11 protein-coding genes are annotated in these 14,108 nt (G+C 45.1%); 4 read left to right on the top strand and 7 right to left on the bottom strand.

What is annotated here, in order from left to right:
* Positions 1-2: 2 nt before the first annotated feature.
* From IDJ76_RS10095 to IDJ76_RS10075, 5 genes are all read right to left on the bottom strand, one after another.
* Positions 3-983: a glycoside hydrolase family 43 protein gene (locus IDJ76_RS10095; protein WP_191163200.1), complete on the bottom strand. Its 981-nt coding sequence runs from the start codon at positions 981-983 to the stop codon at positions 3-5.
* An 8-nt stretch (positions 984-991) separates the two neighbouring features.
* Positions 992-1,738: a YdcF family protein gene (locus tag IDJ76_RS10090; protein ID WP_191163199.1), complete on the bottom strand. Its 747-nt coding sequence runs from the start codon at positions 1,736-1,738 to the stop codon at positions 992-994.
* 183 nt (positions 1,739-1,921) lie between these two features.
* The gene (locus IDJ76_RS10085; protein ID WP_191163198.1) at positions 1,922-2,557 is read right to left on the bottom strand and encodes a gluconate 2-dehydrogenase subunit 3 family protein; all 636 of its coding nucleotides are present in this window, start codon (positions 2,555-2,557) and stop codon (positions 1,922-1,924) included.
* Between the two features lie 6 nt (positions 2,558-2,563).
* Positions 2,564-4,297, bottom strand: a complete 1,734-nt coding sequence (locus IDJ76_RS10080) for a GMC oxidoreductase (RefSeq protein WP_191163197.1) — start codon at positions 4,295-4,297, stop codon at positions 2,564-2,566.
* 44 nt (positions 4,298-4,341) lie between these two features.
* Complete coding sequence (locus tag IDJ76_RS10075) at positions 4,342-5,013, bottom strand: 3-keto-disaccharide hydrolase (protein ID WP_191163196.1); 672 nt, start codon at positions 5,011-5,013, stop codon at positions 4,342-4,344.
* A gap of 253 nt (positions 5,014-5,266) precedes the next feature.
* On the opposite strand from IDJ76_RS10075, the gene IDJ76_RS10070 reads away from it, so the two are divergent.
* Genes IDJ76_RS10070 through IDJ76_RS10060 form a run of 3 tightly spaced genes read left to right on the top strand, consistent with a single transcriptional unit; the run spans position 5,267 to position 8,931 of the window.
* Positions 5,267-6,757, top strand: a complete 1,491-nt coding sequence (locus tag IDJ76_RS10070) for a sensor histidine kinase (RefSeq protein ID WP_224746280.1) — start codon at positions 5,267-5,269, stop codon at positions 6,755-6,757.
* Positions 6,754-8,250 (top strand): TlpA family protein disulfide reductase, encoded by a 1,497-nt coding sequence (locus IDJ76_RS10065; RefSeq protein ID WP_191163195.1) that lies wholly within the window; start codon positions 6,754-6,756, stop codon positions 8,248-8,250. Before IDJ76_RS10070 ends, IDJ76_RS10065 begins: the two co-directional genes overlap by 4 nt.
* Positions 8,251-8,931, top strand: coding sequence for a LytR/AlgR family response regulator transcription factor (locus IDJ76_RS10060; RefSeq protein WP_224746279.1), 681 nt, complete (start codon positions 8,251-8,253; stop codon positions 8,929-8,931). It abuts the gene before it with no gap.
* A 57-nt stretch (positions 8,932-8,988) separates the two neighbouring features.
* Here IDJ76_RS10060 and IDJ76_RS10055 read toward each other — a convergent pair whose 3' ends face one another.
* Entirely contained in the window at positions 8,989-9,456 is a 468-nt protein-coding gene (locus tag IDJ76_RS10055) for an FKBP-type peptidyl-prolyl cis-trans isomerase (protein ID WP_191163194.1), read from the bottom strand.
* Between the two features lie 20 nt (positions 9,457-9,476).
* Entirely contained in the window at positions 9,477-11,231 is a 1,755-nt protein-coding gene (gene aspS, locus IDJ76_RS10050) for an aspartate--tRNA ligase (RefSeq protein ID WP_191163193.1), read from the bottom strand.
* Between the two features lie 424 nt (positions 11,232-11,655).
* Between aspS and IDJ76_RS10045 the strand changes: the two genes are divergently transcribed.
* Entirely contained in the window at positions 11,656-14,100 is a 2,445-nt protein-coding gene (locus tag IDJ76_RS10045) for a TonB-dependent receptor (protein WP_224746278.1), read from the top strand.
* Positions 14,101-14,108 lie beyond the last annotated feature (8 nt).

Below are 14,108 nucleotides of genomic sequence, written 5' to 3'. Positions count from 1 at the left end.
AACTATTTAAGCTTTACAGCGGTAACCCCTTCGTTCGTAATGTGTACAGGCTTTATCAACCCATCGGCGTCAAACACCATTTTATCAATACAGGTTACGCGATGGTTGCCGTCGGTTTCTGTTAAGGGGCGGCGGTGGTAAACAATATAATACTCATCCCTGCCTGGCACTTTAATTACAGAATGGTGGCCTGCGCCGGTAGCTACTGCGGCATCTTGTTGTAGTACCGTACCTATTCTTTTGAACGGGCCGTTAATGCTGTTGCCTATGGCATAAGCAACCTTGTAGTCGGGGCCTGTCCAACCACCTTCGCTCCACATAAAATAGTATTTGCCCTTACGGATAAACATCACAGGCCCTTCCACATAGCCCTCGGGCGTTATGGAACGGAAAGTTGTGCCATCGCTAAAAGGTGCCAAGCCGGTAAAATCATTTTTTAGCTTCGCGATGTTGCAATGTCCCCATCCGCCATAAATAATATAATACTGGCCATCTTTATCCTTAAATACAAACTGATCTATCGGTTGCGCGCCATTAACTATCTTATCGATCAGCGGCTTGCCCAAATAATCTTTAAAAGGGCCCTCTGGTTTATCAGCAACCGCAACGCCTATACCGCCTACGGTCTGGTCGTTTTGAATGTCGTTCGCGCCGAAAAAGAAGTAATATTTATTATCTTTTTTAACTAAAGCGGGTGCCCACATGGCGCGTTTAGCCCATTTTACGTTCGACGAATCGAGCACGTTGGAGTGTTTAGTCCAGTTTACCAGATCGTGCGAGGAGAAAGCGTCGAAATGTACCTGCTTATTGTACTTGTCAGAAAAGGTTGGGTAAACCCAGTATTCTTTACCGAAGATGGTGGCCTCCGGGTCGGCATACCAGCCTTCAAAAATAGGGTTGCCCGACGTTGCCTTTTTTGATTGCGCATGCGCTATTTGTAAACAAGTGGCACTGAATAGTATAATGATGATATATTTTTTCATGGTTTATTCTAAATTTTTTTAAAGTAGGCTGCCGTGTAACCTACCATCTCTTTAATATAACGGCTCCATAAACCAAAAGCACCTGCATTAGGTAAAAGATCCGCAAATTCCAAAGGGCCTTTAATCAAAAAATCTGATGGGTATGGCGCCACTTTTAGCCCGGCCTTTTCAAATATTAACAACGACCGCCGCATGTGAAACGCCGAAGTAACTAAGAGGTATGGCGGTTTAAGCTTCGCCTGCGTTAAAAGCTTCCGGGCATTTAGTGCATTCTCGATGGTATTACGGGCCTGGTTATCAATTAGTATCGCGGTATCGGTAAAGTGCATTTTCAGCAGATCGGCCTTTACAAAGTCCCCTTCTCTGAATTTAGAGGGAGTGATATCTCCATTACCCCCAGTAAACAATAAATGAGATGTATTATGACCCGCTAACAATTTTGTGGCCTGGATATACCTGTCGGCACTTTGGTTAAATATGCCCTTTCCATCATCGCCTTCAGAAACAAAGCCCCCTAATAGTATCACACTGCTATATTTTTTGCCGGCCGGCGGATAGCTGCCAATATCCCACGTCCGGGCAAACAATTTAATGGGTACGGTATTGCCAAAAAAATAGAGCAACGCAATGCCGGTAATCAGCAGCCTTTGTTTTTTGCGTTGGTTTTTACAAAAAACCGCAACCAAAAGCAAAGCCAATACCCATGTAAACGGGTAAATGAAAATTACAAGAATCTTGGATACAATAAAATACATGGTTTATACAAAGGCGGTACAATTTAACTTATTTTTTTTAGTTCGCTATGTACACCAACTATTATTGTTACCAAATGTGATAATAATAGTGCGGCCCCCGGATTGTGTACGCAGTCCACGTATTAATAACAAAAGCTGCCTTTTATAAAAGGCAGCTTTTGTTATATAGGGTGTCATTTCAATTTAGATCTTCACGTTCTCCATGCCGTACTGTTTCAATACATCTATGGGTACTCCTGTCCATTTGTTGGGAGCGTTACCCGCATAACCGATATCTTTTGTGCCCATTTCGCTGCTCCAAAACCCCGAGGCTGTTAAATCGCGCATACGGTTAAAGAAGGCTACGCCCTGGGCCATTTCTGCCTTGGCCTTGGCCGGATAAGCGATCTGGTCTAACAGCTCTATCTGCTGCGCCTTGGTGCAGCCTACAAACGTTTTGCCATAGTGCTTAAGGCAATACAGGTCCATCCATTTTAAGCCGCCGCGCATAGGTAATTTATGGCTGGGGATATCTTTTACTATAAATTCAATAAACTCCGGCACTTTGGCATCGCTGGCGCTGCCCGATTTGTCATCCTTAGGGATAATGATATCAGCCAGTAAGGTGATCGTTGCCATTTCATGGTCGTCGAAGTAATTTTTCTCTTCTTTAAGTTTCTTGTCCCGTGCAATCTCATCAGGTGTGCGGCCGGCTACGGCTGCATCCTTACCGGTAGTTGTTTCTGTGGCAGGTTTTTCGCCGGGTTTGCAGCCGCCAAGCAGCAAACCTGTTGATACGGTACCTAAACCTATTGCTTTGAGTGTGTCGCGTCTGTTCATGATGCGTTATACATTAAGTTTTTTACGTTGTGATAAAATGTACTCTGCAGTACGCATGGATAAGGCCAGAATGGTCCAGGTAGCGTTTTTGTCGCCCTGTTGTACAAAAGGTGCGGCATCAACTACAAAAAGGTTATTACAATCGTGCGCCTGGCACCATTTGTTCAATGCCGATTTTTTAGGATCGTCGCCCATGCGCACAGTACCTACCTCATGGATGATCTTGCCGGGTGCTTCTAAACCATAGTTGGTTTCGGGGCCCTGTTTGGTGCCATAAATGGCGCCCATATTATGCAAAACTTCTTCAAAGGTATCCTGCATGTGTTTGGCCTGGTTGATTTCGTCATTGGTCCACTTGTAATGGAAACGCAACACCGGGATGCCGTATTTATCAACCACACTTGGGTCTATCTCGCAATAGTTATCGGCACGGGCAATGGCAGTACCACGGCCGGCCATGCCTACCTGTGTGCCAAAGAAACGGCGGTAGTCATCCTTTAATCCAACACCATAACCTCCTCCATCTTTCTTTTTCCCATCGCGGCCCGGTACGGCACCGTTCATATCCTGTATGCCGCTGCCAAAGCCGTAGCTTGGCATGTGCATACCGCCGCCATACTCAATGTGGTAACCGCGCGGGAAATTTAGTTTTTTATTATCAAGCCACCAGGGCGAGTAGATGTGTACGCTACCAACACCATCTTCGTTATAACGCTTACGGTCCATCAGTTGGGGCAGGAAACCACCCGCGCCTGATCCGGTAGAATCATGCAGGTATTTACCTACAACGCCGCTGCTGTTAGCCAGCCCGCCCGGGTGTGCCGATGATTTGGAGTTAAGCAGCAAACGGGCAGATTCGCCTGCACTGGCACCTAAAATTACTGTTTTGGCATTTACCTGGTACTCCTGCATATCATCCTTATTCACGTAGGATACGCCCGTTGCCAATCCGTTTTTATCGGTTAATACCTCGCGCACCATGGCGTTGGTAATTACCTTTAAGTTGCCGGTTTTCATGGCCGGGATGACCAGGCATGACGAAGCCGAGAAATCGCCGTAAACCTTACAGCTGCGGCCGCATTGCCCACAAAAGAAACAGGCACCGCGGTCTTTATTATTCGGTAAGGCCTCGGTTAATACCGAACCACGCCCGGTAATTACCTTTACACCTGCTTTTGTTGCACCCTGTTTAATGAACAGTTCATTTAAACGTGGGGCAGGCGGCGGCAGGAAAATGCCATCAGGTTCGCTTTCGATATTTTCTTTTGTACCATAAATACCTATCATACGGTCAACCTTATCGTAATAAGGTTTCAGCTCGTCGTAAGTTATCGGCCATGGGTCAGTTAAGCCATCTTTGGGTTTAAAATCATCCGGGCCCATCCTTAACGAGATACGGCCCCAGTGATTGGTACGCCCGCCCAGCATCCGCGCGCGGAACCAGGCAAACTCTGTCTTATCTTTAGTGGTGTAAGGTTCGCCTTCCAATTCCCAGCCGCCATAGGCCGCATCAAAGTCACCAAAAGGGCGAGTTGTGCCGGCACCGCGACGGGCAGACTCCCAAGCCCATTTTAATTGGTGCGAATCAACCTTGGGGTCAAAAAAAGCCCCTGCCTCCAGCATTAAAACCTTTACACCGGCATTAGCCAATACATAGCCGGCCATACCACCACCCGCGCCCGAGCCTACTACAACTACATCGTAAGTGGTGGTTGATTTTTTGATCTGTAAATCTTCCATTTAATAAATTATATGTCGAACTATAAATTTTGAATAAGGTAAGCTTACAGTTGTTTCAGCTTGATGTTTTTGTAGGCAACTACTGCACCATGCTCCTGTAAAGCGATATGGCCTTTTGGATATTTGGCGAAATCTTTCCAGGTTTTGAATTTACTGTTATTGATCATCTCTTGCCACTCCGGGCTGCCCATTTGCACATTAACGGTTTCTTTGCCGTTAAGCCAAAAGGTAAGGTGCCCATTATCTTTACGCAGTTTTACGGAGTTCCACTGGCCTGCAGGTTTTGCTGCATCGGCCGGGGCCGCCTTCATATCGTATAGTGAGCCTGCTAAGTGGTTAGCCTTTTTATTATCAGATGCCTTTACGTTATCTAAAACCTGCATCTCTATACCTGTTTGATAAGTAGCATGAAAAGTAGTGTCTTCATGCACACCAAAAATCACCCCGCTGTTACCGCCTTCGGCAATTTTCCAGTCGAGGGTTAGTTCGTAATTTTCATATTCGCCATCTGTGATCAGGTCGGCCTGGTTAGGGGCTTTGGGGTCTAATTGTAAAGCGCCGTCAACAACTGTCCATGGGCCCGCATCGGTGTGCAGATAGCTGTGCCATCCTTTGGTGGTTTTGCCATCAAATAACGATACTGTTTTACCTTTTTGCGCCGAAGCCGAATAGCTGAATGCAGCAAGTGCCAATGCGCCTAACAATAATTTTTTCATAGTATGTAGATTTTCGCGGCGTTGGGCGCCGCATGTTTAAAATTAGAACAGCTAAATGTAGTATTTATTTTGAATGATGCCGTAAACAGGGCATTATCAATCGAAAATATTACGGTTGAGGGCAGTTTGATGAGAGATGAATGACAGGCAAAAACTATAAAAAACTTTATTCGTCACAAATATGGGCACCTTTAGCACATTTGTTTTTTAGGTAAGAGGTGTTGCCGTAAGCTTGTATCATCAATCGATCAATATGAAATACAGTAAAAAAGAATTTTGGGCGGCCAATGCACTATTTAGCCTTTTATTATTGGTATATACATACAGCGGCTTATCAGAATATGGTTACACGGTAAGTAGGGAGCATGCCGTGCCTAACTACATATTCAACTCATTGCTGCCGCGCCTGGGGATTATCATTACTACATACGGTGCCTTTATGGCAATTAACTTTTACGCTATACCCAGATATTGGTTAACTGGTAAAAGGCTGCAGTTTGCGTTGGCCATCATAGCTGCGCTAATTATTACCGGGTTGCTTTTTACAATAGCGCAAAGTTATATAAGTAACTGGATTTATAGTCAATACAGCCCGTTTGCTGCACGGGTTACTTTGTTGAGCCGGGGTTTTAGTATGGCTACCGCTTTGTTACTACTCTATGGCTTATACATCCTCATCCGCGAGGTATTGTTACATCTTTACAAGTTACAGCAAGTTAAACATACGCTCGGCGCACAGATCATTCGCGAGGTTATCATCACGCTAACTATTTGGCTTCTGATACTGCTTCCTTTTTGGGTGCTTCGCTTTACAGCATTTTTTCAAATTTTTGGCCCTATTTACCTGTTTGTACTTCCATTTTGCTTTTGCGTTTATTTTTTAAACATCTATTGGCTCGTTCCGCGGTACAAACTAAGCGTGAATCCAAATCTTGCTAAATACATTTTAAGCCTGTTGATCACAGGTTTATTCCTGGGCGTGATAGAGCTCTCATTTCTACTGCAATCCGCACGTCAATGGTCGTTATTAGCTTATATTATATTTGCCTGGTTCCCCCCGTTCATTATAAGTTCGATTATTTCCTGGTGGGTATACTTCGCAAACGAAGAAAAGTACAAACAGCTTAAAACACTAAAAACCGCGCTGGGTGCATCAGATGCCAACCTGCAGTTCCTGCGATCGCAGATCAACCCGCACTTTTTGTTCAATGTGCTGAACACGCTTTATGGTACTGCTTTATCTGAAAAGGCCGAAAAAACAGCAGAGGGCATACAGAAATTGGGCGATATGATGCGCTTTATGCTCCACGAGAACACGCAGGACAAGATCCCGCTAAACCGCGAGATGGAATATCTGCATAACTACATAGACCTGCAAAACCTGCGGATCGCCTTATCGGAAAATATCGAAATCAATGCAAATATTACCGATCAATATAGCGGGCTAAATATAGCACCCATGCTGCTGATCCCCTTTATTGAAAATGCCTACAAACATGGCATCAGCTTTCAGCACAAATCGTGGATCAACATCGGCATGCAATTAACCGGCAACACGCTGCAGCTCGACGTTTACAACAGCCTGCACGCCGACAAGGATAACGACCCGGAGCGGGAAAGATCGGGCATTGGGCTGGAGAATGTTAAACAGCGATTGCAACTACTTTATCCCGGTAAACATGAACTGGTGATTCGCCAAAACGCCACTGAATTTTTTATCCACCTCACCCTGCAACTATCATGAAAAAACTATTCCTTTTACTGCTTATCATCAATACATTCATCAATGCTTCCGCCCAGTTTAAATTTAGCGGGCATTTAACCGGCACTACCAAAGCAGATACGCTTTACATTAACATCCCTTATATCTATGGGTTTTACCACGATAATGATGTAGCTATACCGGTTGATGCAAAAGGGAATTTCAACACTACACTAAATCTGTCGCAGCAAAAGTTTGGCAATATCAGGTTTGAAAGCAAAGCTGTTTATTTGTTGCTTACACCCGGTAAATCGCTGGTGATGAATTACAATCCTGCCGATAGCAGCGCCACCTTCAATGGTTCTGCCGCTATTGACAACCGGTTGTTAGACCAATTGGATTTGAATGGCATCCCATTTTTTGCGAAGGATTACAAAAATAACGCCTACGCCAAATTAGGCCCGGCCGAGTTGCAGGAAAGGGTGGTAAAACCCTGGGCGGCAATACGCGACAAAAATACAGCCTTAGTGCAGTCGTCGGCTTTGCCGACAGCTATCAAAGCCATCATTATTCAAGAGATAAAGGCTAATTACATATCACAGCTTAATTACTTTGCGCGGGGCGTTATGACAACCGACCATGCACAGATCTTTAGCTTTATAGAAACTTTTTATAAAGATGTTACCCTGTCCCCCAAGACATTCCCCGCCGGGCCAATGTATTATCAATTTGCTGATAGTTACATAGGTTATTATGAGATCTTGGCATTTAAAGGGTTGACCCCGGCGCAACAGAAAGATCCCGGTACTTTTTTAAAATACTACAATATCACCCTGGATAGCGGCAACACGGTGTCTAAACTTAAAGGGAAATCGTTTGTGAACTGGATCCTGGTACGCAACACTTACCCAAAGAATATTGCCGAAGCATGGCTGGCGCAAAACATTTTTACTAAGTGCAGTACAAAAGATCTGGCTTATGCCAAACCGCTGATGGAGGAGATGCGGGCGATCTATCCGCAAAGCAAATATATCCCCTACCTGCAAAATAAAATCAATATGTTACAAGTGTTGCTGGCCAAAAACCTGGCCAATAAGGATATCATTATTGCCGATAGGTACGATAAAATGACCTCGATATACCAGACTATCAGTAAGCTTAAAGGCAAAGTGGTTTACCTGGATATTTGGGGTACGTGGTGCGGGCCTTGTAAAGAGGAATTGCGCTACAACCCGCAATTAAAACAACAATTTACTGGTAAAGATGTGGCCTTTGTTTATTTGGATATGGATGAAGATATTAAAGATGCGCAGTGGAAAGAATTTATTAAGGTAAATGGGATGACTGGCTTACATCTGCGCAAAAGCAGTAAAGATATTCAGCAATTTTGGGCGGAGTTATTACCTAAAGATAAACCTGATCAATATTACCCAATGTATTTTATATTTGACAAGAATGGCAAACTGGTGCAACAACAAGCCAAACGCCCAAGTGACAAGGCCGATCTTTACAAACAGATACAGCGATACCTATAAATGATAAGAGCAATAGCTATTGACGACGAACCCCTGGCGTTAGAGGTGATCCGCTCACATACGGGCAAGGTGCCTTTTCTGGAACTTACCGCATGTTTTACAGACGCCTTTAAAGCGATAGATCATTTGGTTAAAGAACCGGTAGACCTGCTGTTCCTGGATATTAAGATGCCCGATATCTCGGGATTGGAACTGATGGATAGCCTGCAGCAAAAACCAATGGTGATCTTTACCACGGCCTACTCAGAACATGCCGTGCAAAGTTATGAGCTGAACGCCGTAGATTATCTGCTGAAACCATTTGCCTTTACCCGTTTCCTGAAGGCCTGCCATAAGGCAAACGAACTGTTGCAGGTCAAACATAGCAGTAAACCGGTAACGGCAGATAGTATCTTCATCAAATCGGGTTACGAGCAAATAAAGATTAATTACAGTGAGATCCTATTCCTTGAAAGTGGCGGCAACTATATGAGCTTTATTCTGGCAGATGGGCGGACCATATTATCACGGCTAACCATGACAGATACCCTGGCGTTGTTACCCGCTACACAATTTGTGCGTGTGCACCGGTCATACATTGTAAACAAACTCAAAATTGACCGCGCCGAGCGGCACCAGTTGCATATAGGGCAGCAAAAAGTTCCTGTTGGCGCGGCGTATAACACATCAATATTAAAGTAGAAAACAAAAAAACGCCCTGCAAAACAGAGCGTTTTTTTATTTAAAATAGGCTGTTAACTATTGAAAACTTAAAAGGTCAATAGTAAATATCAATACGGAGTTGGCGGGTATGGCGGCGGCGGGCGAGTTGTTACCGTAACCATAAGCTGATGGTATAATTAACAAAATACGCCCGCCCGCTTTAACTTTGGGGATACCTATTTGCCAGCCGGCTATTAAACCCGTTAGGGGACTATTGGCGAGGTTTAGCGCGGTTGCAAATTGGCCGCCGTTAAGTACCGAACCTGTATAATTGACTGTTACAGCCGAACTGGCAGTTGGATTAGCACCGGTACCCGGGGTAACTACCTGATAGTAAACACCGCTGGGGTCTTTTGTAGCTGTAATGTTTGGATTAGCTTTTAAGTAGGTTTGGATAGCTGCGTCATCTTTTGTTGCCTGTGCAGCAGCGTCGAAAGAATCTCCTTTTTTGCATGATGCAAAGGCTATTACAAGGAAGCTAAGCGTAAGTATGTATTTTTTCATGATAGTATTAACGGTAAAAATTAAGCTGGTGATACAGTGGTCTTGATTTTTAATTCATTTAGCTGCGCATCGGCAATGGTTGATGGCGAATCGATCATTACATCACGGCCTGAATTGTTCTTAGGAAAGGCAATCACATCACGGATAGAATCCAACCCTGCGAAGATAGAGGTTAACCTATCAAAACCGAAGGCGATACCACCATGCGGCGGCGCACCAAATTCAAAGGCATCCATTAAAAAGCCGAACTGTTTCTGCGCCTCTTCCGGCGAAAAGCCCAGGTGCTTAAACATTAGCGATTGTAAGGCGCGGTCATGAATCCGGATAGAGCCACCGCCAATCTCTGTACCGTTGATCACCAAATCGTACGCATTGGCGCGCACGTTTTTAGGGTCGGTATCCAGCAATGCGATATCCTCCGGTTTTGGCGACGTGAAAGGGTGGTGCATAGCGTGGTAACGCTCTGTTTCTTCGTCCCACTCCAACAGCGGGAAATCAAGCACCCAAAGCGGCGCAAACTTATTCTTGTCGCGTGAGCCTAAACGGCTTCCAATCTCTAAACGCAGTTCGTTCAGTTGCTTGCGTACCTTATCAGTTTGGCCGGCCAGTATCAAAATTAAATCGCCGGGTTCTGTTTCAAAAGCGGCGCTCCATTTGGCCAGTTCTTCTTCATTGTAAAATTTATCTACGGATGATTTGATGGAGCCATCTTCATTGTGGCGGGCGTAGATCAGCCCTGTGGCGCCAATTTGCGGGCGTTTCATCCATTCGGTTAATTCATCAATTTGCTTGCGGGTATAGTTTGCGCAGCCTTTGGCATTAATACCTACAACCAGTTCGGCGTTATCAAAAATGCTGAAGTTTTTGCCTTTAACCACATCGTTCAATTCAACAAACTGCATCCCGAAACGGGTGTCGGGCTTGTCAGACCCATATAAACGCATGGCATCGGCATACTGCATCCTCGGGAAATTGCCCAGTTCTAAACCCTTTACGGTGCTGAACAGGTGGCGGGTTAAACCCTCAAATATATTCAGGATATCCTCTTGCGTAATGAACGACATTTCACAGTCTATCTGGGTAAACTCTGGCTGGCGGTCGGCACGCAAATCCTCATCCCTAAAACATTTCACAATCTGGAAATAGCGGTCAAAGCCACTCACCATCAATAGTTGTTTAAATGTTTGTGGCGATTGCGGCAGGGCGTAAAACTCGCCCGGGTTCATGCGGCTGGGTACCACAAAATCGCGCGCACCTTCAGGCGTCGATTTGATCAGCACCGGTGTCTCCACCTCAATAAAGTCAAGTCCATCTAAATATTTGCGGATCTCCTGTGCCATTTTATGGCGTAATACCAAATTGTTGCGGATAGGGTTACGGCGCAGGTCCAGATAGCGGTATTTGGCGCGCAGCTCTTCACCGCCATCGGTTTCATCCTCTATTAAAAAGGGAGGGATCTTACTGGAGTTTAAAATTTCCAGTTCGGTAATAGTAATTTCTATTTCGCCGGTAGGGATCTTGGTGTTTTTGTTAGAACGCTCAACCACAGTTCCGGTAACCTTTATAACAAACTCGCGGCCCAGCTGGCGGCCGGCTTCGCGGAGGCTGGCATCCGTATCTGTATTCAAAACTAACTGGGTTAAACCGTATCTGTCGCGTACATCAATAAAGGTAGTACCGCCCAAATCACGTGATTTTTGTACCCAGCCGCAAAGCGTTACTGTTTCACCTAAATTGCTGATATTTAATTGCCCGCAGGTGTAAGTTCTAAGCATAAGTCCTATTTGTAAAAGTTTGCAAAAGTAGGTTTTTTGATTTCGAATTTCGAATTTTTGATTTCGAAATTAAAAACAGATAAGGTCATTACCTGTAAATCCGAAATTGAACATCCGAAATCCGAAATCATTTCTATCTTTGCCACATAATTCTCAAGGGGTGCCTTGCTTTGGTCAACAAAATAATCTGCAGGTTATTTTACCAAACTGAAAGACAGGCTGAGATCAAACCCATTGTGTTTAGTTACGAGTATTGTGTTTTGAGTAATGAGTTTTAAAACTCACAACTGATCACTTACCACTTATAACTCAACTCATGCACCTGATCCGGGTAATGCCGGCGTAGGGAGAGGTAACAAGTTAAGTGTACTGCCGTTTTATCCCGGCGAGCAGATGGTTTAACTATTTTATTGTTTAACACATTTTGAAAAATTTACTTTCGGCGCTATTCGCCCTGCTGCTGCCTGTCCTGGCCTCGGCCCAATTCACTATTAGTGGTAAAGTCACTAATCAATCCGGCGAAGCTTTGGCCGGCGCAACGGTAACGCTCGTTAACCCATTGGTTAACACTCAAACAGATGTAAACGGCAATTACCAGCTAACCAACTTGCCGGCTGCAACCTACATTATTAAGGCAAGTTACATTGGTTACCAGGTAACAAGCACATCCATCAGGCTTGCTGGCAACCAGGTCGTTAACGTATCGCTCACCAACGCCATGTTCAGTGCTGAAGAAGTTACCGTCACAGCCACCCGTGCCGGTAAAAATTCGCCTACAGCGTTTGCCAACCTGAATAAAAAGGATCTGGAAAAGAATAACTTCGGGCAGGACCTGCCCTTCCTGCTTACCCAAACCCCATCGGTAGTGGTTACTTCTGATGCAGGCGCGGGCGTAGGCTACACCGGTATCCGTATCCGCGGCAGCGACGCTACAAGGGTAAACGTAACCATTAACGGCATCCCGTACAATGATTCGGAAAGCCAGGGATCGTACTTTGTCGATCTGCCGGATATTGCCTCGTCTATCAACAACATCCAGATTCAGCGCGGCGTGGGTACATCAACCAATGGCGCAGGCGCGTTTGGCGGTAGTATCAACATTCAAACTACTACCCGCCGCGATACGGGCTATGCCGATATCAATAACTCGGCAGGTTCATTCGGTACGGTAAAAAACACCATTAACCTGGGTACGGGCTTAATGGGCGGCCACTTTAGTGTCGACGGGCGCTTATCGCGCATCCGTTCCGATGGTTACATCGACCACGCCTCCTCGCAGTTAAAATCATTTTTCGTAAGCGGTGCATACTATGGCAAAAACAGTACGTTAAGGGCTAATATCTTTTCGGGCTACGAGCGCACTAACCAGGCATGGAACGGTATCCCCGATTATATCATCGGAGACAATAACATCCCCAACCATCGGACTTATAATGACTTGGGTACCTTACCCGATGGCAGTTATTATAAAGACCAGGTAGATGATTACCTGCAAAACCATTACCAGTTACTGTATGATCAAAAGCTATCCGACAAGGTGTCTTTTAGCGGAGCTTTGCATTATACCAAAGGCAAAGGCTACTATGAAGAGTATAAAACTAATGCGGCCGTTGCCGAATACGGTTTAACACCTGTAACCATAGGCGGTACTACCATCACCAATACTGATTTGGCCCGCCGCCGCTGGCTGGATAACGACTTTTACGGCGTTACCTATGCCTTAAAATACCTGCCAACCAGTGCCCTTAACTTTACGTTAGGCGGTGCTTATAACCAGTATACCGGCGCGCATTTTGGCAATATTATTTATACAAAACAAAGTGCAGGCATTGGCCCTAATTACGAATACTATCGTGATGATGCTAAAAAGAACGATTTTAACATTTTTGCCCGTGGCGAATACAAGTTGGGCGACGTTACCCTTTTTGCCGATATGCAATACCGCCGTATTTATTACTCTTTCTTAGGGTTCGACAGGAATTTGAAGAACGTGCAGCAAAATGCAACGCTCAACTTCTTTAACCCCAAAGCGGGCATCACTTATGAGATTGATGAGCATAATAACGTTTACGCATCCTTCGCAGTGGGTAACCACGAGCCTAACCGGGACGACTACACCAACAGTACACCGGACAGCAGGCCAAAGCCCGAAAACCTGAAAGATTTTGAAGCAGGATACCGCATCAGCAACAATATATTTAAAGGCGGCATTAACGGCTTTTATATGCTGTATAAAAACCAGCTGATACTAACCGGATCGTTAAACGATGTGGGCGCGCAGATCCGTAACAATGTAGACAATAGCTACCGTGCAGGTGTGGAGGTTGACGGCAAGGTCAGAATTACCAAAGCCATCAGCTGGGGTGCAACTGCAACCTTAAGTACTAATAAGATCAAAAACTATAGCCAGTTTTTAAATAACTATGACGACGGCACCCAGGCCGAGATCTTTTTAAAGAAAACCACGATTGCTTTCTCGCCATCGTTTACGGCATCGAGCGAGATTAGCATCACCCCGATAAAAGGTGGTGAGATTGCTTTTATAGACCGCTATGTGAGCAGTCAGTACCTGGACAATACCATGAACACTAACCCGGCGGCATTCCCGGTAGCTGCGGGTAACCGTTTTGTAACCAACCGCCAATTAGATAGTTACCTGGTAACCGATATCAGGCTGCGTTATAATTTCAGTGTACGGTCGGTTAAAAATATTGGGGTAGGCTTATTGCTGAACAATATTTTTAACCAGCAGTATGAGGCCAACGGGGCAACCTACCCGGATATCGAAGGCGGGCGGGTAGTTAACTATAACTATTATTTCCCGCAGGCGGGGCGCAATTTCCTGGCATCGGTTAGTTTAAGTTTTTAAGTACAGCC

The organism is Mucilaginibacter glaciei (assembly GCF_014773245.1).
Taxonomy (GTDB): domain Bacteria; phylum Bacteroidota; class Bacteroidia; order Sphingobacteriales; family Sphingobacteriaceae; genus Mucilaginibacter; species Mucilaginibacter glaciei.
The sequence above is the reverse complement of the archived record's forward strand: the minus strand, read 5'-3'. Positions and strand labels throughout refer to the sequence as shown.

Coding starts and splice junctions, on each gene's coding strand:
- IDJ76_RS10095 (WP_191163200.1), bottom strand. CDS start 983: ATGAAAAAATATATCATCATTATACTATTCAGTGCCACTTGTTTACAA.
- IDJ76_RS10090 (WP_191163199.1), bottom strand. CDS start 1,738: ATGTATTTTATTGTATCCAAGATTCTTGTAATTTTCATTTACCCGTTT.
- IDJ76_RS10085 (WP_191163198.1), bottom strand. CDS start 2,557: ATGAACAGACGCGACACACTCAAAGCAATAGGTTTAGGTACCGTATCA.
- IDJ76_RS10080 (WP_191163197.1), bottom strand. CDS start 4,297: ATGGAAGATTTACAGATCAAAAAATCAACCACCACTTACGATGTAGTT.
- IDJ76_RS10075 (WP_191163196.1), bottom strand. CDS start 5,013: ATGAAAAAATTATTGTTAGGCGCATTGGCACTTGCTGCATTCAGCTAT.
- IDJ76_RS10070 (WP_224746280.1), top strand. CDS start 5,267: ATGAAATACAGTAAAAAAGAATTTTGGGCGGCCAATGCACTATTTAGC.
- IDJ76_RS10065 (WP_191163195.1), top strand. CDS start 6,754: ATGAAAAAACTATTCCTTTTACTGCTTATCATCAATACATTCATCAAT.
- IDJ76_RS10060 (WP_224746279.1), top strand. CDS start 8,251: ATGATAAGAGCAATAGCTATTGACGACGAACCCCTGGCGTTAGAGGTG.
- IDJ76_RS10055 (WP_191163194.1), bottom strand. CDS start 9,456: ATGAAAAAATACATACTTACGCTTAGCTTCCTTGTAATAGCCTTTGCA.
- aspS (WP_191163193.1), bottom strand. CDS start 11,231: ATGCTTAGAACTTACACCTGCGGGCAATTAAATATCAGCAATTTAGGT.